We start from the raw sequence: 20,900 nt of genomic DNA on the forward strand, positions 1-20,900 counted from the left end.
AGTCTCCTTAATTTTCTACATTAAAAAAAAGTCTCAGATTTCTCCAAAACTCTTTCTACTAATTAACCTTCTCCAATTCCATCAATTAACCAAGGTGAATTCTTTACATACCTACAGTCAGCGGCACAGAATTTTTCTTTGCAACACGTATATTAAACGGGAAATAAAATTCTGGCTATGTATATGGCTGATGTAAGTGTAACAGCACTATAAATAGTTGATGCCATTACCTCCTGAGATGCAAAATCTTGATTATTATTGCATTCAACGGCAATTAAGGCTGTATTGACAGCTGTTGGTACCGAATAAGATATAAATGCCGTTTGTGCAATAACCCCTTTAAACCTAAATACATGTATCAAGATTAATGCAAGCACAGGGCCTATAATAAGACGGGTAAAAACTGCCATATTTACATTACTGTTTCTAAGATCAAATTTGGTCTTTGAAAGCTGAGCCCCCAAAGTTATCAACGATATTGGCACCAGTCCGCCCTTTATATATTCAATTGCAGGCCATAACGGTGTTGTAGTTATGTCAATTCGAGTGTATTTAAGCAGCAATGCAGTGAGTACTACATATATAGATGGCATGGTAAATATTTGGTGCATTGAATCTTTTATATTCATATTAGCTCTTCCAGCATTGTAGAAACCAATCGTATTCATTGTAATATTCATAAACACAAGAATCATAATCTGCACTGTAAGGGCTTGGCCCAGATATGGTGTCTTGCCGCCAATTACAAAAGGTGCACTTCCAAAAATAAGAGTAACAAGAGATACACCTATATTTCCTGTATTATTAAACATAATGGAATTTTTAAAGGCATTTTCCTGACTTAAGTCATATTTGCGAATTTTGGAAATAACTCTAGCTATTAAATCGTTGATTATTAGATTCACTATACAAAAAAGTAAGATCATAAGCATACTGTAAGATAAATTGGTTGTATAAAGATTATAAAATATAAATCCAGGTACAAATATGTAAAAATTCAATTTACTGAGCGTAAACACACTTAGAGCAAATTTTTTGCTTATTATAAATCCTAATCCAATTAATATAAAAATAGGTATAATATTATTTCCTAATATGTATATAAAAATAGACATATTGTATCCCCCATCATATTTCAACGTTTTTAAAAAATTAACTTTTATAATATACTCACACAAATCAAATTTTGAACAAATACTAGGAATGAATATAGATTTGATTTTACACAAATTTACACTCATTCCCCGCTATTTCTTATATTCAAGACTGAATATTATTGTGTATGCTTCACCTGCTTCCGGTCCTATATTTCCAAGTCCGAGTACTGCTGTTCCATTAGTAATTACAGCTACTGTCTTCCCTTTTATTGTATAATCATACACCTTTTCTTTATCCCGCGCAATCTCCAGGCATGTTCCTGTTACACCTGGTGTATATGCTAACGCCAAATCATCACTATTTCTCAATGGCATAGTTCCGACAACTTCTATTTCACCATAATATATTTATCCTATTGAAGGCAGCCATTCTCCCCCTTATCTATTAAATTCTCAGCAAACTACTAAATTATATTTGTTTATTCATTTTCTCAACCTTTTTTTGAATAAAGGCTTGATTCCACCATTCTCCAGAATATTCATAGTATATTCAGACAGTTTTTCACCTATTATACTTGTTCCGGCAGTTTTATTTAAAACTACTCCATTAACAAGATTTACATCAAGAACATCGCCTTCTTTTACTCTTCCACCTATTCCCGGACACACCATCAGCGGAAGAGCCAGGTTTATTGCATTTCTGAAAAAAATTCTGGCAAATGATTCAGCAAGTACTACACTGACACCGGCATGCAATAATGTTATAGCTGCATGTTCCCGGCTGGAGCCACATCCAAAGTTTGTTCCTGCAACTATAATATCTCCGGAAGTCATACGTTTCCTAAACGTGGGATCTACTCCTTCCATACAATGTTTTGCTATATCCTCAGGCTTTACAAGTTCCAAATATCTTCCAGGATATATTTGATCTGTATCAATATTTTTCCCATAGACAAAAGCTTTTGCTGTTATTTCTTTTAACATTTTTCTACCTCCCCAATACTTCTCTTACATCAGTAATTTTACCGGTCAACGCTGCAGCAGCCACACTAGCAGGTGAAGCAAGATATATTTTGGCTCCTGTGCTTCCCATACGTCCTGGAAAATTTCTATTTGTAGCTGTTATACATACTTCACCATTTGCAATGAGTCCCTCATGAGTTCCTAAACAAGGGCCGCAGCCAGCTGCCGTAAAAGTTGCCCCTGCAGCCATAAGAGATTGTACATACCCAAGCTTCATTGCTTTTTGATATATCTCTGTTGATGCCGGTATAATAATGAGCCTTACATCAGTATTTATCTTCCTGCCATCAAGAACCTTGTACGCTTCTTCTATATCTTCCAATCTTCCTCCTGTGCAGGATCCTATAAAGGCCTGGTTGACACTTACTTTTTTAACATCCTCTATAGGATAGACATTGTCAACACTGTCAGGTACTGCAATCTGTGGAGATAACTTACTTATATCAAAAACATGGGTCTCTGAATATTCAAAATCAGCATCTGTTTCCTGAATCTCAAATTTCTTATCTGTTCTTTCTTTTAAATACTCTAAAACCTTATAATTTGGTTTCATATAGGCTGTCTTGGCTCCCATTTCCACAGCCATATTACATATGGTCATTCTTTCCGCTATGCCTAGATCATCAATATAACTTCCCGTAAATTCTATTGCTTTATATACTGCTGCATCTGATTTAAGTTTTCCAAGTATATAGAGAATAACATCTTTTGCATAAACTCCTTTTTGAGGTTGTCCATTTATTTGTATATTTATTATTTCAGGCACTCTGAACCAAATTTCTCCGGAAATCAATACCGTTGCCATATCTGTAGCTCCAAGGCCTGTGGCAAAAGCTCCAAAAGCTCCATGAGTGGTAGTATGAGAATCTGTTGCAACAAGAATCATTCCCGGCCAAACCAGCCCGGCTTCAGGCATAACCTGATGGCAGACCCCCTTATTAATATCAAAATGGTATTTTAAGTTTTGTTTTTTAGCAAAGGCCCTCATTTCACTATGATTTTGAGCAGTCTGTATAGTTGGTGCCGGGGCATAATGATCAAATACAAAAGCTGCCTTCTCATTATCCCAGACTTTCTCACCCCCCATTTCATAAAAAGAATATACCGTCTGAAGATAAAGATCGTTAATTTCAGCAAAATCTACTTTGCAGGTAACTATTTCTCCTGTTTCTACTTTATCTTTTCCTGCAGCTTTAGCTAAAATTTTTTCAATAGCATGCATCTGTTTTCCTCCTTAAAATTTTTTAATAAACTGGATAAGTTTTGGGCAGATAAAACTACAGTGTATGAGTATATGATGTAATTGATCTGCCTTTTTACTTCCGTAAATGATTACACTATTTTATAACAGCAACAATCATGCCAAAATTTTATAAAGCTGTCGTTTACTTATTTTTCTTACAATAAAGTTAGCATTAAGTAAAAGTAAATTACATAATTTTTATATAGAATTGCATTTTAAAATCAAGCAATATCAATATTTACAAGAATTGAATGACAGTCAACACCATATTTATATACAATTATTTCACTTTATCTGTAATAATCAGCTAAAGCAAAAGCAGCTGTTACATTATGAAATTATATATTACATAATGTAACAGCTGCTTTTGCTTTAAAATCTATGGATTAAATAAAACATCACCTATGGAAAACTAAACAGTCCCAATGCAGCACATATTCCCAATTTCACTTCTACTTGTCATTTAAAATGCGCCACAATTGTGTACGGCTGATTCCCAGTCTGCTGGCTGTCAAAGTGTGGTTTCCCCTGCATTCATTTAAAACCTTATAAATATGCCTCTTCTTAACTTCCTCCAGGTTATCAGTATAGTCAAAATTATTTTCTTCGTATTTACAATTTTTACCTTCCAGCTTTTCATCTATTATTTTCTCTACGGCCTCACCAGTTATCACACTATCATTTAGCACCACAAGACTTTCAATTATATTTTCCAACTCTCTTATATTTCCAGGCCAATGATAATGCTGCAGTTTATCTAAAGCATCCTTTGAGATTTTAACTGATTTTTTATTGTACCTGGATGAAATTTTATCTGCAAAATAGCTGCTGAGCAGTTTAATATCATCTTTCCCCCTATGCCTTAAAGAAGGCACTTTCAATCTCAAAACATCCAGCCGGTAATACAAATCTCTTCTGAATTTTTCCTTTTCAACCTCAATCAAAAGATTTTTATTAGTGGCAGCAATTATACGTATATCTATGGGAATTACTCTGTTGGAGCCTATCGGCCTAACCTCTCTTTCCTGAATCACTCTCAGCAATTTACCCTGTAATTCAATATCAATATCCTCAACTTCATCTAAAAATATGGTTCCACCATGAGCTTCAGTAAAAAGCCCCGCTTTACCTGCTTTCTTAGCTCCAGTAAATGCCCCTTCATCATATCCAAAGAGTTCACTTTCCAATAGGTTTTGAGATATTGCAGTACAGTTTACTGCCACAAAAGGTCCTTTTTTCCTCCGGCTTTCCAGATGTATTGCCTGTGCAAACATCTCTTTGCCAACTCCACTTTCCCCCACAATCAATACTGTACTATCGGTACCAGCATACATCTTTGCTCTCTCTTTAGTTTTAATTAAAGCTTCACTTTCACCTATGATTTCCGAGAAGCTGTATTTAGCTATATTGCCTTTATATAAGAGCTTACCCCTGATTTTTTTCTCGTACTCTTGAATTTTAGTTATATGCTGAAATGTTTCTACTGCCCCAACTGTTTTGTTATTTATAATAACAGGTACCCTGTTAGTGACAATCTGGGTTTTTCCAATTTGGAACAGCTGTCCTAGTTCGGACTCGGTTTTATTCAAAACTTCAGGAAGCATTGTATTTGGTATTAATTCATCAACTGGATGTCCAATGGCCTTTTCAATGGGAATACCCAGTATTTTACCGGCGGCAGAATTAAAAGTAATAACTCTTTTAGTATCATCTATAGAAACTACGCCCTCACTGATATAATTTAAAATTGCTTTAAATTGCTCCGTTTTTTGTTTTTCTTTGCGTGTACTTTTTATAATTCTTCCAGCTTCTTTGATGCTGGAATCCACTGTTACAGCACTGGTTTCTAATAAAACAGTGGGAATATTATATTTCAAAGCCAGATTTTCAGCAACTGTTCCTCCAAGAATCACATCTATTTTTTCACCGGAATTAATTAAATTTTTTATGTATCTTTCTCCATCCTGCTCATCGTTGATATAATAAATGTGTATATTTACATTTAAAATTTTTCTTAATAAGCCAACTCCTTCAATAATATTTTGAAATCCAATAATAAAAATATTGGGTCCATATTTTTTGGCGGTGTACACAGCATTTATCAAATCATAGGGTGAAACCTCCATTTTAATTACAGGTACCCATTGAACAGTATTTTCAATAATAGAAGCAGTACCTCCCCTGGATATTATAGCCTCTACACCTTCCTTTTCCGCCAGCTTAGCTATTTTAATTGATTGATTCAATAATGCCAGTTTTACATCTACATCATTATAACGGGCAGCTACTTTTTTAGCTGTATATTCAATTTTAAAATGTGGAGCAATAATTAAAATAGGTTTCACATTTCATCCTCCCCTTAATGATAAAGCCCTCTAAAAAATCATCTCACCCGGTTTATAGCCCTCAGGCAATTCTTCTTCACTTAAAAACTTGAAATTGTCATCACCCAGTATTGGTAAAAATGCTTCATATGGAATCCTGGAAAACTCACAGGCATAATTGCTGGCTCCGAACCATTTACCCTCCTTGCTGCTCAAGTTTAAATCCCTGGCAAATTTTGTATAGTTTGAGCAATCATGAACTACTAAATCCCACTTTTCTTCATCGGCTATTTTCATGAACTTCAGAGTTAATTCCCTGCTCCAAATTGGAGATATGTAGCCCTGCCTGGAAATATACATGTCTTCCCCATAATAATTGTTTATGTTATTCTCATTTAAATGTAATTCTGCACAATTGATAAAATCAAGTTTTGTCTCCAATATGGCCTGCTTTTTCCTAAAAAAAGTTTGGAAAAACTCAGGAGTCATTGGAGTTTCAATGCCTACACTTTTAATATATTTTTTCGCTGTTCCAATATTTTGGATCACTTTGTCCGAACACTCAGAAGCACCCAGGTTGAAACGTATCTCGTCAAGACCGGCTTCACCTAATGCTTTCAATGTCTCCGGTCTAGCTAAAATACCATTTGTATACAGATGTTGATGAACTTGAGCATCACTAAATTTTTTTATTACCGGATAGTATTTTTCAATTTCCATAAACGGCTCTAAATAAACATAGCAAATGCCAGTGGGTTTCTTCTGAATGGAAAGAAGCAAATCAATATCCTTGTCATAAAATCTTGTGCCACCAATTTCCCACATACCTTCGCCAATTGGTGGAATATCTTTCAGTTCTCCATAATCATAACAGAACTTACACTCCATATTACACTTGTTGGTTTTCCTGATTGCATTCAAACCAGTACCCAACAGACAGGAACGGCACCCCTGGGGAAATTTACTTTCATTTCCCACAAAAAAAGTTCTATTCTTCAAAGTTTTCAATCCTTTAATTTTCGACATTAACGTATCATTTCTATAATCGATGGCCGCCTCAATTTGTGCAAAGGCAGAGTAAACTATTTCCTGCTGTTTCGTCATAATTTCCTCTTCCTCAGGCAGTGTTGAAAAAAATTCAAACCACTTCAGCGCATCTTTCTTTGAAATCTTCATAATATATCCTCCTCTAAGTCTGCCTTTCACAGCTCTAATTCTAACTCTTTCTTTTGCTGCATGGCAATTATAAGCTCCAATATAATTCATAACCACATAAAAAATCTCCTTGACTCACTCTTTTCATACTAGCATCACATAAAAAAACAGCTCAATATCAAAATACCAAGCTAGTTTCACTTTAGAATTTTTTCAATCTATCAACAGCATCTTCCTCGGAAGATACAAAGAAAATATCTCTTCCCTTATTACTTTCATATATAAAATCTTTCAGTGGCTTGCTTGTGTAGACGGAAAAATCACCGACAATGGCAAGTTTAAACTGGTAAGTGATAAACTTTTGCAAAATTTCACCAGCAAGTCTTGTGCTTAAAACAAAAAAATCCTCAATCACAGCTTCTTTATTTATTACAATAGAATGACTTCCTGTTTCATAATTTACAGACATCATGAAATCCAGTGCTGACTGCACATCTGAAATCAGAACCTCATTGCTGTTAACAATGGCTATCTCACTGCCATTGGCAGTAATTTTCTTTATATTCATAACGGGATTTTCCTCCTCATAAATTTTGATTTTTATCTCTAATGTTGACTTATATATAAGATTTATGCGTATATTTATTTCGTTAGGATTTTGCAGAACGAAAAGTACATGACAGAATTCTTTATTGCGGTGACACAGGTTATCTTACTCAAAAAATTCTTTACAATAAACCACCCTTCCCTTAATGTTGTCAAGGCTTCCCTTCTCAAGTTCCAATGCCATAAACGATTCATCCGGTACATCAAACGGTGCTTTAATTCCCCATGTACTTGCAGGTTTAAATCCAAATCGAGGATAATACCTGTCATGTCCAAGAACAATTATAGATTTGAAGCCCATTTCTTCCGCAAGCTTCAGACTTTCCTCAATCAAGCCTGTTCCAATACTTTTATTCTGATATTCAGGCAAAACCGAAACAGGAGCCAGTGCCAACGATTCGTATTCCTTTTCACCATCTTTAATAATTAGCTTTGTCATCAAGATATGACCTACAATTTTTTTGTTAACTTCGGCAATAAGAGAAAGCTCCGGTATAAATACATCGCTTTTTCTCAATTTAGCTACCAAAAACTGCTCTCTATGGTCACTGTGTTCTTCATTTTCAAATGCTTTTTCTACCACTTTTTCGGAAAGTTTGTAGTCTTTTTCAGTTTCCTGTCTTATAATTATATCCATCCCTAAATATCCTCCTTACATAGAATTTTTATTTATACCATATACCCTCTGCAATTGCACAGGACTTGCCTATTATGAGTTTATCACCCAAGAATTCATAATAGTATATTATCATAGAATTTCTCTGGAGACTTTTTATTATCCCTATAATAAGTGTATTCCCCAATCTCAACATTGGGTCTTTTAGGTTAGACTACTTATATCGCAAACCGTTTTTATATTTTCATTGGGCTAAAGTTTTTTCTTATCTGGTCTCGTCATTGAATATTGGCTTCTTTCAAGTGTTCAACCTCATTTACTAGTCTTTTAAGAATCTCTATTCCTTTTCTTGTACAATTTACATCAGTTGATATTAAGGAAATAACCTTATCGACCCTTTCCTTGTAATTACTTGGCTTGATTTTAAACTCTTCAATCATCTTAACAGCCTTTTTTTCATTTATACAGTATTCTCTGTTTACTGCAAATAAGACTTGATTAAGAGAAGATATGCTTCGAAAGCAATGACCGCAAACATAGGATACATCATCTTTATCTATATTATTCTCAGCAAACATTAAAGAGAAACCTGCCTCAAACATAAAAAATTCGCTTAACCCTTTCTGCAAAGCAGAATGTTTTACTAATATCATTCTGTAAAAAACCCATTGATACTAAAACAGAACGTATTTCGGAAACATTGTAATCACAGTCATCTTGTATAAACTTCACTACTACTTGATCACGGTTATATTTATATCCATTTTGTACAAAATAGCCCATTTTCGCCTTAGGAGAAATCAAAATGCCCTCTTCCCTGTTTAAAATCATTTGTATTGAAGATCAGTTTATATTTTCTTAATGCCAATTATTAATGCTAAATCTACAGTTATTGAAGATATATTCTTTTTATATAAATCATTTAACTCTTCAGTACCTTTTCCCCAAGTTAATGGTGTCATTTTAATGAAATACGGTAAAAGCCCCTCATTGACATCAAATTTATAGTTGATATTTTGGATATCCTCAACATCTAACTTTTGCTTAAAATAATTAATTACTTTACTATTTGAATAGTCAGAAATATCCTTGTCAATATAAATTATCTTACGTAATTCTTTAAGATAACTAGATCCCGGAACCACTTTTATAACAATTCCCCTATCATTTAATATTCTATCAAATTCACCATAATTAGCTGGAGATAAAATATTTAGTGCAACATCAAAACTCTTATTTTGAAAAGGCAGCCTTGTTAAATCTGCCACACACCAAATAATATCAGCGTTGTTTTTTGCAGCAATGTTTATACTGTCTTTTGAAATATCCACTCCTACATAAATGTTGCCCTGGTTTTCTTTAAGCTTTTGAGAAATACTGTAAATGTGGGATCCTTCACCGCATCCTGTATCTAAAATCTTTATCTTTTTATTGTCCCTGGATTTTTTGTATTCATCAAGTATTTCCGTAAGTTCATCAATCAAAGGGTCATAGAAACCAGCTTCACAAACTCTATGTCTTGCTTCAAATAATTCCTTTGAATATACAGGAGCTTTGCCTGATACTAATAAATTCAGGTAACCTTTTTTAGATAAATCAAAGTTATGTTTAAAATCACAAGTCAAGCTTCCAAAATCATTCATAACCATTGCCCCATCACATATAGGACATTTAAATAAATTATTATTGTTTTGTATCAATTCTCTAATTCTATCTTTTTTCTTAATATTATTTATGCACATATTCTCAAATTCACCTCATTTATTAAATTTGATGTGAATTCTTGAAAATGACCATTCAACATAAAAAAGGCTGCAAATGAATGATTCACTTGCAACCCCAATATCTCTATAAAAAATATAGGGCAACAAAAACTACACTTATTGTAGTCACACTTAATGCCTATGATAAGATACTATAAAGCATATGAATGTTCATTATAAGAATCCCAAAATAAGGTACAACAAATTAACCTAAAACTATAGGACTTTTTACCTTATCTTTATTTAGCTATTTGTATTAAACTAAATAACGGAGTCTCATTTTAACAATAAACATCCCTATACCTCTCTTCTAAATATTTGCTTCAGTATAACATATATAAAAATGATTATCAATAATACTTTTTCCCTTGTTTTTCTTTATAAAATTTCATGCCTTTTTTGGATAACCTATCCTCCCAGATCAGTTTTAATATATTTAGTTATTCGCTGTAATCAACCAGGTAACCTTTAATTACCGCATAATGGTCATAAATCTCCTTCAATATTTGATTCAATTCTTTTCCCATGCACTGTTTTCCATGCTCCAGCTGCTCCGTTATTTTTGTGAGAACAACAATTTTACTCTTCTCTTTTCCAGGGAACGTTTTTAATTTTAAAGAAGATAGATTTTCAAATACAGTTTTTAATATAACTATATAATAATTCTCTAACATAGTAAAGTAACAAGCGAAAAAAGGCACTTCTATTAAGAGTTCCCTGGCCTGCTTGAATGGTTCTTTCCCAGCAATGCCATAATTCATTTCACATTCTCTGCAATTACATATAACTTTCCTATAATAGTTTTAGTAAATGATTACTTACTAAAATGCAAATTTACTATTGATTTGATCTAAATAAAGTAATAATATATATACTATATAAAAGAAAGGAATTTTTTTATGATAGAAGAAATAGCAAAAGAATACATGACTCTAATACCAAATATTTTCGGAAATTTTGATGAATTAAACAAGGATTCGGCAGAGTTGTCACATATGCAGAATCATGTTATTGAATATATGTATATGCAGAATAAAGCTTTAAATCTTAAAGAAATCAGCAATGGTCTGAAAATAGCCAAGCAACAACTAACGAATATCATAAAGGATTTAGAGACTGAAGGCTATCTAATCAAATCCCCGGATCGTAATGATAAACGTGCCGTTCTAGTTTCTCTTACTCCCAGAGGGAAGGAAATCCAAGATCAGAAATGGAAAAAGGTATATAAAAATTTCAGTGAAAATATCTGTAAGCTAAACATGGAAGAACAGTTGGATATAAGATACGCTCTGCATAAGGTAAACATACTGTTAGAAAAAATAAAGTCTTTCTAAATTCGTTGGATAGGAGATATATTCGTGGATTCAACTAAGAACCATAAAATAAATTTAAGAGGGAAAAAAGAAACACTTCTGATTACTTTACTGGCAAAGGCTCAGGACAGCTATTCCAAACATCCTATTCTCAATGACAAAAGAGCAGCAGAGATTCTTGACATGATTGACTATGATTTTGAAAAGGTCAGTCATTTTGGGAATGAAATTATGGTCATAAGGGCAAAACAATTGGATACTTGGCTGGAGGAGTTTATAAAAAAGCATCCTGATGCAACTATACTCAATCTTGGCTGCGGTCTGGATACAAGAATAGCAAGAATTAATCCACCATCCACAGTAAATTGGTTTGATTTAGATTTCCCTGAAGTCATTGAGTTACGCAAGTATTTTTTTACAAATCTAGAAGGCTACAGAATGATTTCGTCTTCTGTTACAGAACTGAACTGGCTGGAGCAGATTCAGAGAAATCAGCCTACAATGATCATTGCTGAGGGTATTTTGGAATACCTAAGTGAAGGTGAGGTAAAAAAATTGCTTAACCGTCTAACAAGCTATTTTCCCCAGGGACAAATTGCCTTCGATGTTATGAGTTCATTTGCAGTTAATTCCGGGAAAGACAGCCTAAAAGCAACAACTGGAGCTGTACACAAATGGACAGTGGATGACATAAGTGATGTAGATAAATTAGATCCCAAACTTAAACGAGCTGCTGATTTATCTATTTTTAAATCAAAATTTATCCGTAAGCTTCCCTTTAAAATCCGCTTACTTTATTCTATCATCCACAGAATTCCAAATTTCAGAAATATGATGATCTTGCTGTTATATAAAATATCGACATAAATTTACGATTGGGATCATGTCTCAATTCAATATAGATGATTTAGTTGAAAGAAAGATTCTGAAAATTCCCGAGTTATATTCTATTAAACAAATAAACAAATTTATATATGGATGTTTTCCCAGCGCCATTAACACCTGCAAACATAGTATAGGTTCACCATAGTATTTTTTATAAAGAATAGTGAATCACATGAGAAAAAATTATAGTTCTGAATTCAAAGCAAAAGTGGAAACTTGATTTCACATTTTCCAAACAGCCTTCATATAATGCAGTAGAAAGGATGATATCTATGTTTGATAATCCATACCAGCCACCGTCTTATCCAATGTCATTATATCAATCTCTTCGGGGTAAGTATTTCGTTGGATTAAGCCGTGAAGAATTCGGCAAGGGCAGATATGCGTGGGCCGGACTTTTCAATCCTCTCAATTCCGGAATATTACTTTTCGTAAATGTTTTTACCGTTGGCAATGTCACCGAAATTCCATTTTCTTTTCAGGTCTGGCTGAATACGAGGGCATCAGGAAGGGCGAAACTTACGAATATGCAAAGCCCATCAAACACATCAATCCGTCCTTTGCCGAGACCAAGGGTTAAGTTTTTGTATTCAGAAAACGTCGATGAGGAACCTATGGGCGGAACAATTATATTTGGACGCCGCTGTCCTGCTGAAACGACCATTGTATCAGAGGAGGACGGAAAATTCATTTGCCCGCCGGGAGGTAATTTTTTAATAAACTGTCTTCCACCAGAAACAAGCAATGAAAAAGTTCTGGGACGTATTGCATTTGGATGGTGGGAGGAATCTTGTATATAACAGCTTACAACATCACTTAATGCTCCAAGGCCGCTATTATCAACGTTCCTTTGAGCAGTTTTTTATCATGAACACATATCATTTTAATCCCAGATAATAAAAAAGTCATAACCACCCCTGAAAGAGGTGGCTTGTTCAAGTCTTAGTGGGTTGATTACCTAACTGTACCCCTAAAAGAGTTTCCCAATTCTATATATAATCACTGATTATTCTTTTTCAAACAATCGAAACTGCCCTGGCATTTCATCTAGACTCAGTATGTCTTTTTCAATTCTATCCAATGCTGAAACTAGTGGCATATTTCGAATTTAATACTTCTATTTTTATTCATTACTTAAGAGCTTAAATTTCATCCAGGGATTTTTGTTTTGTTTCAACTCCTAACACAGCAATAATAAATGCCACTATTACAAGTATACATCCAAGTACTATAAAAACAGTACTGCACAACCTACAATACTTCTTGAGATCATATTTTTACTGAATAAATCACTAAACTTCGCCGATTCTTTATTATGTTCCTTCCTTATAACATTAGGCTGTGCTATGGAATTATCAGCTTCCTTTTCTGCTTCATGGTAAAATATATTTACAACATGCTGTGCATTTTCTTCCATTCCTTTGGATTCATACCATCTTGGCATTCAGGCATATCCTTTCTCATATACCATACAATTACAGAGAATACACCTACAAATACAAACATCCATCTTCAGCCAAACCGTGGTATTATAAGATATCCCAGAAATGCAGCCGCCGGTGTAGAAATGTTTGTTATAAGCGAAAGCATGGGCACCCACTTTCCCCTGGTTTTTGAAGGCACAAATTCTGCAAGTAGTGCATATCCTGTAACAATTTCAGTGCCAAGCCCAATTCCCACAAAATACCTCCATTTAGTAAACAAAAATTTAATATTTTTAATATATAATTTCACTGGCCAGTAAAAATTATTTTCTAAAATTAAGCATAAAAAATAGACCTTTCCATGGGACGAAAGGTCTATCGCGGTATCATTCAATTTTTTCCTTTTTTTATATATTGTCAAGGTTTAGAACTCATTTATTTCACACCCTATCAGCATCACCCATCTCTGATCAAAATATATTTTATTCTCTTTCAAGTATGGGGCAAAACCTGTCTGTTCCCCGCCTGATATATCCTCCTTCATCAGCAGTCGAATTTTCTCTCTCATTACCTCTGGTGTCTTCGTAAGTTCCATCCAATTTTCAAGAACTGTAGGCATTTTCACTTTTTCACATAATGTGATTGATAAGTGGTTGCCTGCAAAAAGTTGTTTCATTTCTTCTATGCTCAGATTCTTCACATGTGACGCATCACGCAATGTTTCAATTTTATCTTCCTTTCTGCGCAGCTCCTCACTTGCAGACTCCATATCGATAAGTATCAATTTGCCGCCTGGTTTTAGCACCCTTGCCATTTCTGCAAAGGGCATTTTCACACTTGTAAAATGATGAAATGCAAGCCTTGACACAACCACATCAAATGAATGATCCAAAAATGGCAGTTCTTCTGCATATCCTTTCACAAATGATATGTTGTGGAGTCCAGCTTCTTCTGCTTCTTTTTTCCCAATCTCAAGCATAGCAGCAGTAGCATCCAGACAAATAATCTGTTTTACATGAGATGCCATCTCTCTGCCGCAGGCACAAGTTCCAGCTGCAACCTCTAATACGGAATCTCTCTTTTGCAGCTGCATATTTTCTATGATATGCTCCAGATACTCTTTTTTGGTAAAGTTGTAATTCTTACTTTCAAAATCAGCTGCCTGTGTCTCAAATGATTTATTTATAATTCCTAAATTCATTGGTCTCATATTACAATGCCGTACCTTTCTTAGGAATATAGAAAGAATCCTTATATGCCCTTTCTATTTTTAACAACTTTATTTTTCTGTCTATGCCGCCTGCATATCCCGTAAGATTTCCATTTTCTCCTACAACCCTGTGACATGGAACAATAATAGATATGGGATTATGTCCAACTGCACCGCCCACTGCCTGTGCAGACATTCTTGTAATGCCCCTTTTCTTAGCAACCTGCTTTGCAATCTCCCCATAGGTCATTACTTCTCCATATGGAATGTTTTTTAATATATTCCATACTTCCATGCGGAAATCACTTCCTGTCATAACAATCGGCGGCACAAAATCTGCCTCCTGTCCTCTAAAGTACAAGTCAAGCCACCTGCTTGCTTTCTCAAAAATAGGAAGTGACTTTACTACAGCATCCGCAGGCACTTCTATATCAAAATATTTCTGCCCGTCGAATACCAATCCCGTAAGGCACTTACCATCACTTACCAACGTTATTTTTCCAAGTGGTGAATTATATTTTTTCATATATTTCATGTTCTACACCTCGTTCATTTTACCTATCAGATTATCTCAATTATTATGAGTCATTGTGAAATCTGTAAATGAGTTATTAGATAGTATTCCATCCTTTTTAAGCATATCTTTTCCACATATCATTTCCTTGATCATGGAAAAAATACTTATCAGTCATTTAATTCTATCCCTTCATTTCCTATATTATATACTATATCTGATTCTAAAACCATCAAGTAATAACTCCTCATACTTTCCATTTGAAATTAAGCCTTTTTCATTTAGTCTCTACTCTTTGAACATATTTACCATTATTGAATAATAAACCTAATGTTAAGTGCTATTTTATTTATTGCTGCTATAGTCTGTAAATCTTCATTTTGCAAATTATTTGAACGAAATGCCATTGACATTGGTGTATACTTTTCATCCTCATTTTGAAAATACTTTAGAGTACACCCAAATAAATCACACATATGGTTATACTAAGAAAATAGGTGTGTTTTTCCAATTATTGATTTGTGCACACACCCAAGGATTAAGCAAGCAACATCCCATTCAAATGATCAGCGTGAGGCAATTTTCCATAAATCAAAAGGAGGAATTAATAATGTTAGGAAAAGTAAAAGGAACTGATCTATTTTACCAATATTATGAACAATGGATTACAGTATACAAAGATGGTGCTATACGAAAAGTGACTATGGATAAATATCTTATGACGAAAAAGTGGCTTGAAAAACTTATTCCAAAGCTTATAATTTGCGATTTGAATCGTATAACTTACCAACAATTACTTAATAGCTATGCTGCGTGGCATGAACGTCAAACAACAATGGATTTTCATCATCAATTAAAAGCTGCAATTTTGGATGCAGTGGATGAAGGTCTAATTGACAGGGATCCTACGCGAAAAGCAATAATCAAAGGGAAAACTCCAAAAGATAAAAAAATAAAATACCTGAATCAGTTTGAGCTGCATACTCTATTAAGCAATCTCGATTTAAAGCCTGAAGTAAGCTGGGATTGGTTCATACTATTAGTTGCAAAAACCGGGATGCGCTTTTCAGAAGCATTAGCGCTTACACCTAAAGATTTTGATTTTTCACATCAGATTCTTTCAATCAGTAAAACATGGGATTATAAAGGAAATGGCGGCTTTCTTCCAACAAAAAATCAATCCTCCGTACGCAAAGTAGAAATAGACTGGCAAACAGTAATTCAGTTTTCTGAGTTAATAAAGGGATTGCCGGAAGGCAGCCCTATATTTACAGAAAACAAAGTATATAATTCTACTGTTAATAACATATTAACAAGACACTGTAGGGATGCAAAGATTCCAGTAATTTCAATTCACGGATTACGCCACACCCATGCCTCTCTTTTGTTATTTGCCGGTGTATCAATTGCAAGTGTTGCCAGAAGGTTAGGGCATGCTAGTATGACAACAACCCAAAAAACCTATTTACACATTATTCAGGAACTTGAAAATAAAGATGTAGATTTGATTATGCGTTCATTGTCAGGATTAAGTTAACTGGAAATCATTATCAGAAATGACTTACGCTGATGAAGGGTGATAAGGTGGTCAATATCTTGGAAAAAGTCACCTATTTGTTTCTGTTCCTTATAATCAGGTATCAAAACATCTACATTATTAATAGCAGTTTTGGATAAACTTGGCACACCTGTTGATTCATCTTTTTGTTTCCACTTTATATTTTGAAAAATATCATAAACAAAATTTAAATTATTATTATTCTCAGGAACCGCATAAAATAAGGTATCCACAGTCCAAAAAGGTGCTCTCAATATGTATGGTTTATCAATTGTACCTTTTCTCCCAATACCTATCGCATCTTCTTTATATGATAAAGCTTCATTCACACTTAGCATATATCCACCAGTTCCATAGACTGGAATTTTACCCTCTGAAAGGTGCTTATAGTCTCTCCCGCTTTTAACATCAACTATATTTTTTAGCTTACGCTGTTCCCAAGCAAGCGTAGGAAAGTAAATGCATTAGCTCCAGATTAAAATTCGAATTATTAATTCTTTCCTATAATCATAAAAACTCAATAGTATTTATATTTTTTAAATCAATTTTTAATCATATCAACAGGAGCTTCTGGTTTCTTATATTTTGCAATATCAATTAAAAGACAGATATCATAATTGGGTATAATCATACTTGTAAATTCATTAGCCGTTTAACTGTCTCCATAAGCGCTGTTAGATTCATGGTATCATCATTTTCTCAGGCATAATAAGCACCTACTATAAAAGTAAGTACCTATTTATGATTTTCTATCCATGATATTATATCTTTCTGATTTAACTTCCCGGATGCTATATCCACACCTAAATCCACTAATTCTTTTTGGGTAAATTCTAATTTAATATTGTTATATTCAAGAAGCATAAGCATAACATATATTCCAGTTCTTTTATTGCAATCCACAAATGCATGATTTTTTATTATATTAAAACAGATATTTGCGCATTTAGATTCAGCAGTTGGATATAAATCTTCCCCACCAAATGTAGCCCTGTAATTTTCTATTGATGATTTCAAAAGTTCTATATCCCTAATTCCTTTTGATCCTCCTGTAATACCTATCATCTTATCATGCAATTTTATTATATATTCCAAAGATATATATTTCATCTATCAGCCAGTTCCTTAAAAGCTTCTATATTTTCTTCAAGAATTTTATCCGCAATCCTATCAAGGGTCTGTTCTTCAGATACAGCTTCTTTAGTAAATTCTTCAAAGTCCAAAACTACATATTTGGGCTTGTTATTTTTCATAATAACTACCGATTTGTCCTCATCAACCATCTTGGCTATTTTAGAAAAATTCTGGTTAGCCTCTGACATTGAAACTATCTTTTTAGTATTTACCAGCATTGAAACCCCTCCTAACACTATAATATGTTTATATTATACCATAAGTAGGATAAAAATATCCTACTTATATAAAATTTTAAATCGCATCTAACTCACACTGTTCCCAGCACCGGCAAATCTAAATTTTTACGCCTAAGATCTTCAATTGTTCATTAATCCTTGTTTCAAGTTAAACTCATTTTCCCTGATTTCCTCAATTGATGCCACATGGGCATTATTTAACGTCATATTGTTATATAGAGCAAACTGCCCTAAAAATCTTTTTATATAATAAGTTTTACTTATAACTTCATTTTTAGCCTTCTACAAAGATTCTAATAACCCTATCTGTTACCTCTTTTATTTTTTCTTCATTCAAATGCCCAATCTTATACAAAACTATATTTCTGTCAGCCGTAAATATCTTATTAGGTCTGATATTACTATTTTTTATCAATGATCCCTCTTCAAAGTCACTATTCTTCAATTTTATTGAATATGAATCAAATACATTTTGACTTGTTATTTGGGAAAGAATTAAATCATATCCTTCTAAATCAGCTAATACTAAGGCCGGTCTCTTCTTCGATTGCGATAAATCTGAAAAGGGAAAAGGTACAACGACTACATCACCCTTTATAAGTCTTTCCATGCTTTATCCTCCTCAGGTTTAAGCCAATCTTTTGCTAGATTCTCTTCACTTGCTAATGTTATATCATCTATCTTTAAATTGCTTTTTCTATTTTTTTTAAATTCTATATAATCTATATAATCAGCTACTTCCTGCAATAAGTAAGGTGGTAATGTTTCAATTTTTTTTACTAAGGCATCCTTATTAATCATATAAATCACCTTCCTGTATATTCTTTATTTTACTATTATTATACCATATTAACTAAAACATCATTGTCTAAATTCGTTGGTTTCATATTACAATGCCGTACCTTTTTTAGGAATATAGAAAAAATCCTGATATTCCCTTTCTATCTTTTAATAACTCTATTTTTCTGTCTATTCCGCCTGCATATCCCGTAAGGAACTTACCACCACTCACCAATGTTATTTTTCCAAGTGGTGAATTATATCTTTCGATATAATTTCATATTCTACACCTCGTCCATTTTCCCGTTTTTTATTGTTCCAACGGGAAAAAATTTGAAATCCGTATTCTTTTAAGTTACTTTATCTGAAATTGCACCCAGCTCACACTGCTCCCAGCACCAGCAAATTTAAATTTTTACACCTAAAATCTTCAATTGTTCCTTAATCTTTGCTTCAAGTTCTGCAATTTCTTTATTGTCCTGTTCTAACTGCTTATTTACTTCTTCCAAATCAATTGGAGCTTCTTCTTCAAAAGTATCAACATAACGTGGAATATTCAAGTTAAACTCATTTTCCCTGATTTCATCAATTGATGCCAAGTGAGCATATTTATCAACATCTTTGCGTTCCTTAAATGTATTGATGATTTTATCTATATTTTCATCATTCAAGTTATTTTGATTCTTTCCCTTTTCAAAATCACTGCTTGCATCAATAAATAATATGTCTTTAGTTTTACGATTCTTCTTAAATACCAAAATGATTGTAGGTATACTTGTCCCATAGAATAAGTTAGGCGGCAGACCAATAACTGTGTCAAGATAATTTTTTTCAATCAGAGTTTGACGGATTTTGCCTTCTGCTGCACCGCGAAACAGCACACCGTGAGGCAGAACAATAGCCATTGTGCCAGTGTTGTTTAAATGATATATACCGTGTAATACAAAAGCATAATCTGCTTTTGAGGCTGGTGCCAATTTCCCATAATCGCTAAAACGCGGATCTTTTAATTTAGTTTTATCATTATCCCATTTCGCAGAATACGGTGGATTTGCAACCACTGCATCAAAATTGCGCGGGTGGTCAATCCCTTTTTCGTCCGGTCCATCCGGCCAATCGTTTTCCAGAGTATCAGCATTATTTAGTGTCATATTGTTATAAGACACATTGTGCATCATCAAGTTCATACGGGCCAAGTTATACGTTGTTGTATTCAACTCCTGACCAAAATACTTCATAGGAGTACCATCAGGCAATTCTTGTCCAACAGTAAGCAGTAGGGAACCTGAGCCCATCGTCGGGTCATATATATTGAAAAATTCATCTGATTTTTCTACACCGCTGGTGACTATTTTAGCTAAAATCTTACTTACTTGATGAGGCGTATAGAATTCCCCGCCCTTTTTACCAGCACTTGCAGCAAATTTACCGATTAAATATTCATAGATTTCACCTAGAATGTCTTTCCCATCATCTCCCTTGTACTCAATTTCGTCCACTAACTTAACTACATTGTTAAGTGATTTTGCACGTTCATTTGTAGAACTTCCAAGACGTGTATCTCCCAAGTTAATATCGTTGAATATACCGCGAAAATCTTTCACCGCTTCTTTATTTAATTCCGCATTCTTATTAAAGTTATCAAAAATAGCCTGGTAGTCGCTGGGAATAACTTGTGAATCATTAATTTTATTAATCAAAGACTTCCATGTATCATTTGGCGCAATTGCATATCCCAAACTTGATGAAATATCCTGTAAATAGTCAACTAAATCTGCACCTGCCGCCTGTTTTAGATAAGCATCATTGATAGATTCTCCCTCCGCAGCGTCAATAACATTATTTTTTACCAAATACTGTTCTTGATGTTCCGAAAGATATCTATAAAACATAAACGCCAGGATATAGTTTTTGTACTCTGAAGCATCCATTGTGCCGCGCAGTTCATTTGCCATAGCCCAAAGTTTACTAGTAATTGTTTGCATATTATTGCTCATTTTCTTAATTCCTTTCTCT

General features: G+C 33.9%; 24 protein-coding genes and 2 pseudogenes. 4 read left to right on the forward strand and 22 right to left on the reverse strand.

Translation table 11 applies throughout. The features are described 5' to 3' along the window. Positions 1–152: 152 nt before the first annotated feature. The 12 genes and pseudogenes from ACYUJ6_RS14065 to ACYUJ6_RS14120 form a co-directional block, all read right to left on the reverse strand. Complete coding sequence (locus ACYUJ6_RS14065) at positions 153–1,115, reverse strand: AEC family transporter (RefSeq protein ID WP_461843340.1); 963 nt, start codon at positions 1,113–1,115, stop codon at positions 153–155. 174 nt (positions 1,116–1,289) lie between these two features. Then, positions 1,290–1,505, reverse strand: a pseudogene (locus ACYUJ6_RS14070) (NAD-dependent malic enzyme); the annotation flags it as partial. Positions 1,506–1,580: 75 nt separating this feature from the next. After that, positions 1,581–2,081, reverse strand: a complete 501-nt coding sequence (locus ACYUJ6_RS14075; protein WP_461843341.1) for a 3-isopropylmalate dehydratase small subunit — start codon at positions 2,079–2,081, stop codon at positions 1,581–1,583. A gap of 4 nt (positions 2,082–2,085) precedes the next feature. Next, complete coding sequence (locus tag ACYUJ6_RS14080; RefSeq protein WP_461843342.1) at positions 2,086–3,342, reverse strand: 3-isopropylmalate dehydratase large subunit; 1,257 nt, start codon at positions 3,340–3,342, stop codon at positions 2,086–2,088. Positions 3,343–3,815: 473 nt separating this feature from the next. Beyond that, positions 3,816–5,708, reverse strand: a complete 1,893-nt coding sequence (locus ACYUJ6_RS14085) for a sigma 54-interacting transcriptional regulator (protein ID WP_461843343.1) — start codon at positions 5,706–5,708, stop codon at positions 3,816–3,818. A 30-nt stretch (positions 5,709–5,738) separates the two neighbouring features. Further along, positions 5,739–6,863, reverse strand: a complete 1,125-nt coding sequence (locus ACYUJ6_RS14090; RefSeq protein WP_461845520.1) for a radical SAM protein — start codon at positions 6,861–6,863, stop codon at positions 5,739–5,741. A 181-nt stretch (positions 6,864–7,044) separates the two neighbouring features. Continuing rightward, on the reverse strand, positions 7,045–7,410 hold the full coding sequence (locus tag ACYUJ6_RS14095) for a DUF4180 domain-containing protein (RefSeq protein ID WP_461843344.1): 366 nt from the start codon (positions 7,408–7,410) through the stop codon (positions 7,045–7,047). Positions 7,411–7,554: 144 nt separating this feature from the next. Then, positions 7,555–8,085, reverse strand: coding sequence for a GNAT family N-acetyltransferase (locus ACYUJ6_RS14100; protein ID WP_461843345.1), 531 nt, complete (start codon positions 8,083–8,085; stop codon positions 7,555–7,557). 40 nt (positions 8,086–8,125) lie between these two features. Then, a pseudogene (locus ACYUJ6_RS14105) lies at positions 8,126–8,304 on the reverse strand (acetyltransferase); the annotation flags it as partial. A 38-nt stretch (positions 8,305–8,342) separates the two neighbouring features. After that, positions 8,343–8,642, reverse strand: a complete 300-nt coding sequence (locus tag ACYUJ6_RS14110; RefSeq protein WP_461843346.1) for a hypothetical protein — start codon at positions 8,640–8,642, stop codon at positions 8,343–8,345. A 270-nt stretch (positions 8,643–8,912) separates the two neighbouring features. Next, complete coding sequence (locus ACYUJ6_RS14115) at positions 8,913–9,806, reverse strand: methyltransferase domain-containing protein (protein WP_461843347.1); 894 nt, start codon at positions 9,804–9,806, stop codon at positions 8,913–8,915. 461 nt (positions 9,807–10,267) lie between these two features. Then, entirely contained in the window at positions 10,268–10,588 is a 321-nt protein-coding gene (locus ACYUJ6_RS14120) for a DUF2087 domain-containing protein (protein WP_461843348.1), read from the reverse strand. A gap of 138 nt (positions 10,589–10,726) precedes the next feature. On the opposite strand from ACYUJ6_RS14120, the gene ACYUJ6_RS14125 reads away from it, so the two are divergent. From ACYUJ6_RS14125 to ACYUJ6_RS14135, 3 genes are all read left to right on the forward strand, one after another. Further along, the gene (locus tag ACYUJ6_RS14125) at positions 10,727–11,161 is read left to right on the forward strand and encodes a MarR family winged helix-turn-helix transcriptional regulator (RefSeq protein ID WP_461843349.1); all 435 of its coding nucleotides are present in this window, start codon (positions 10,727–10,729) and stop codon (positions 11,159–11,161) included. Between the two features lie 24 nt (positions 11,162–11,185). After that, entirely contained in the window at positions 11,186–12,007 is an 822-nt protein-coding gene (locus ACYUJ6_RS14130; protein ID WP_461843350.1) for a class I SAM-dependent methyltransferase, read from the forward strand. Between the two features lie 290 nt (positions 12,008–12,297). Beyond that, the gene (locus ACYUJ6_RS14135) at positions 12,298–12,825 is read left to right on the forward strand and encodes a DUF6143 family protein (RefSeq protein WP_461843351.1); all 528 of its coding nucleotides are present in this window, start codon (positions 12,298–12,300) and stop codon (positions 12,823–12,825) included. Positions 12,826–13,253: 428 nt separating this feature from the next. Here the strand turns inward: ACYUJ6_RS14135 and ACYUJ6_RS14140 are convergent, their stop codons facing one another. From ACYUJ6_RS14140 to ACYUJ6_RS14155, 4 genes are all read right to left on the reverse strand, one after another. After that, entirely contained in the window at positions 13,254–13,469 is a 216-nt protein-coding gene (locus ACYUJ6_RS14140; RefSeq protein WP_461843352.1) for a hypothetical protein, read from the reverse strand. Between the two features lie 68 nt (positions 13,470–13,537). Next, positions 13,538–13,705: a hypothetical protein gene (locus ACYUJ6_RS14145; RefSeq protein WP_461843353.1), complete on the reverse strand. Its 168-nt coding sequence runs from the start codon at positions 13,703–13,705 to the stop codon at positions 13,538–13,540. A 168-nt stretch (positions 13,706–13,873) separates the two neighbouring features. Beyond that, positions 13,874–14,650, reverse strand: a complete 777-nt coding sequence (locus ACYUJ6_RS14150) for a class I SAM-dependent methyltransferase (protein WP_461843354.1) — start codon at positions 14,648–14,650, stop codon at positions 13,874–13,876. A 10-nt stretch (positions 14,651–14,660) separates the two neighbouring features. Continuing rightward, a complete protein-coding gene (locus tag ACYUJ6_RS14155; RefSeq protein ID WP_461843355.1) occupies positions 14,661–15,194 on the reverse strand; it encodes a methylated-DNA--[protein]-cysteine S-methyltransferase in 534 nt (177 codons plus the stop codon). 589 nt (positions 15,195–15,783) lie between these two features. Here ACYUJ6_RS14155 and ACYUJ6_RS14160 point away from each other — a divergent pair. Continuing rightward, on the forward strand, positions 15,784–16,710 hold the full coding sequence (locus ACYUJ6_RS14160) for a site-specific integrase (protein WP_461843356.1): 927 nt from the start codon (positions 15,784–15,786) through the stop codon (positions 16,708–16,710). Here the strand turns inward: ACYUJ6_RS14160 and ACYUJ6_RS14165 are convergent. From ACYUJ6_RS14165 to ACYUJ6_RS14190, 6 genes are all read right to left on the reverse strand, one after another. Beyond that, complete coding sequence (locus ACYUJ6_RS14165; protein ID WP_276329485.1) at positions 16,707–17,192, reverse strand: restriction endonuclease subunit S; 486 nt, start codon at positions 17,190–17,192, stop codon at positions 16,707–16,709. The two genes, ACYUJ6_RS14160 and ACYUJ6_RS14165, sit on opposite strands and share 4 nt — an antisense overlap. Positions 17,193–17,466: 274 nt before the next feature. Further along, complete coding sequence (locus ACYUJ6_RS14170) at positions 17,467–17,841, reverse strand: type II toxin-antitoxin system death-on-curing family toxin (RefSeq protein WP_461843357.1); 375 nt, start codon at positions 17,839–17,841, stop codon at positions 17,467–17,469. Further along, positions 17,838–18,083 carry a type II toxin-antitoxin system prevent-host-death family antitoxin gene (locus ACYUJ6_RS14175; protein ID WP_106011075.1) on the reverse strand — a complete coding sequence of 82 codons (246 nt, stop codon included), beginning with the start codon at positions 18,081–18,083 and terminating at the stop codon, positions 17,838–17,840. The genes ACYUJ6_RS14170 and ACYUJ6_RS14175 overlap by 4 nt, the downstream gene beginning before the upstream one ends. Positions 18,084–18,378: 295 nt before the next feature. Further along, entirely contained in the window at positions 18,379–18,714 is a 336-nt protein-coding gene (locus ACYUJ6_RS14180) for a type II toxin-antitoxin system PemK/MazF family toxin (RefSeq protein ID WP_150358255.1), read from the reverse strand. After that, the gene (locus ACYUJ6_RS14185) at positions 18,699–18,905 is read right to left on the reverse strand and encodes a DUF2281 domain-containing protein (RefSeq protein WP_461843358.1); all 207 of its coding nucleotides are present in this window, start codon (positions 18,903–18,905) and stop codon (positions 18,699–18,701) included. The genes ACYUJ6_RS14180 and ACYUJ6_RS14185 overlap by 16 nt, the downstream gene beginning before the upstream one ends. A 386-nt stretch (positions 18,906–19,291) precedes the next feature. After that, complete coding sequence (locus ACYUJ6_RS14190) at positions 19,292–20,881, reverse strand: type I restriction-modification system subunit M (protein ID WP_461843359.1); 1,590 nt, start codon at positions 20,879–20,881, stop codon at positions 19,292–19,294. Positions 20,882–20,900: the final 19 nt, after the last annotated feature.

The sequence above is a fragment of the Clostridium sp. JNZ X4-2 genome (assembly GCF_054889485.1).

Excerpts from the sequence above, each read along its gene's own strand:
- ACYUJ6_RS14125 (WP_461843349.1), top strand. The coding sequence starts at position 10,727 with ATGATAGAAGAAATAGCAAAAGAATACATGACTCTAATACCAAATATT.
- ACYUJ6_RS14180 (WP_150358255.1), bottom strand. The coding sequence starts at position 18,714 with ATGGAAAGACTTATAAAGGGTGATGTAGTCGTTGTACCTTTTCCCTTT.
- ACYUJ6_RS14110 (WP_461843346.1), bottom strand. The coding sequence starts at position 8,642 with ATGTTTGCTGAGAATAATATAGATAAAGATGATGTATCCTATGTTTGC.
- ACYUJ6_RS14065 (WP_461843340.1), bottom strand. The coding sequence starts at position 1,115 with ATGTCTATTTTTATATACATATTAGGAAATAATATTATACCTATTTTT.
- ACYUJ6_RS14170 (WP_461843357.1), bottom strand. The coding sequence starts at position 17,841 with ATGAAATATATATCTTTGGAATATATAATAAAATTGCATGATAAGATG.
- ACYUJ6_RS14190 (WP_461843359.1), bottom strand. The coding sequence starts at position 20,881 with ATGAGCAATAATATGCAAACAATTACTAGTAAACTTTGGGCTATGGCA.
- ACYUJ6_RS14080 (WP_461843342.1), bottom strand. The coding sequence starts at position 3,342 with ATGCATGCTATTGAAAAAATTTTAGCTAAAGCTGCAGGAAAAGATAAA.
- ACYUJ6_RS14120 (WP_461843348.1), bottom strand. The coding sequence starts at position 10,588 with ATGAATTATGGCATTGCTGGGAAAGAACCATTCAAGCAGGCCAGGGAA.
- ACYUJ6_RS14100 (WP_461843345.1), bottom strand. The coding sequence starts at position 8,085 with ATGGATATAATTATAAGACAGGAAACTGAAAAAGACTACAAACTTTCC.
- ACYUJ6_RS14135 (WP_461843351.1), top strand. The coding sequence starts at position 12,298 with ATGTTTGATAATCCATACCAGCCACCGTCTTATCCAATGTCATTATAT.
- ACYUJ6_RS14155 (WP_461843355.1), bottom strand. The coding sequence starts at position 15,194 with ATGAAATATATGAAAAAATATAATTCACCACTTGGAAAAATAACGTTG.
- ACYUJ6_RS14185 (WP_461843358.1), bottom strand. The coding sequence starts at position 18,905 with ATGATTAATAAGGATGCCTTAGTAAAAAAAATTGAAACATTACCACCT.
- ACYUJ6_RS14115 (WP_461843347.1), bottom strand. The coding sequence starts at position 9,806 with ATGTGCATAAATAATATTAAGAAAAAAGATAGAATTAGAGAATTGATA.
- ACYUJ6_RS14150 (WP_461843354.1), bottom strand. The coding sequence starts at position 14,650 with ATGAATTTAGGAATTATAAATAAATCATTTGAGACACAGGCAGCTGAT.
- ACYUJ6_RS14140 (WP_461843352.1), bottom strand. The coding sequence starts at position 13,469 with ATGCCAAGATGGTATGAATCCAAAGGAATGGAAGAAAATGCACAGCAT.
- ACYUJ6_RS14075 (WP_461843341.1), bottom strand. The coding sequence starts at position 2,081 with ATGTTAAAAGAAATAACAGCAAAAGCTTTTGTCTATGGGAAAAATATT.
- ACYUJ6_RS14175 (WP_106011075.1), bottom strand. The coding sequence starts at position 18,083 with ATGCTGGTAAATACTAAAAAGATAGTTTCAATGTCAGAGGCTAACCAG.
- ACYUJ6_RS14095 (WP_461843344.1), bottom strand. The coding sequence starts at position 7,410 with ATGAATATAAAGAAAATTACTGCCAATGGCAGTGAGATAGCCATTGTT.
- ACYUJ6_RS14160 (WP_461843356.1), top strand. The coding sequence starts at position 15,784 with ATGTTAGGAAAAGTAAAAGGAACTGATCTATTTTACCAATATTATGAA.
- ACYUJ6_RS14090 (WP_461845520.1), bottom strand. The coding sequence starts at position 6,863 with ATGAAGATTTCAAAGAAAGATGCGCTGAAGTGGTTTGAATTTTTTTCA.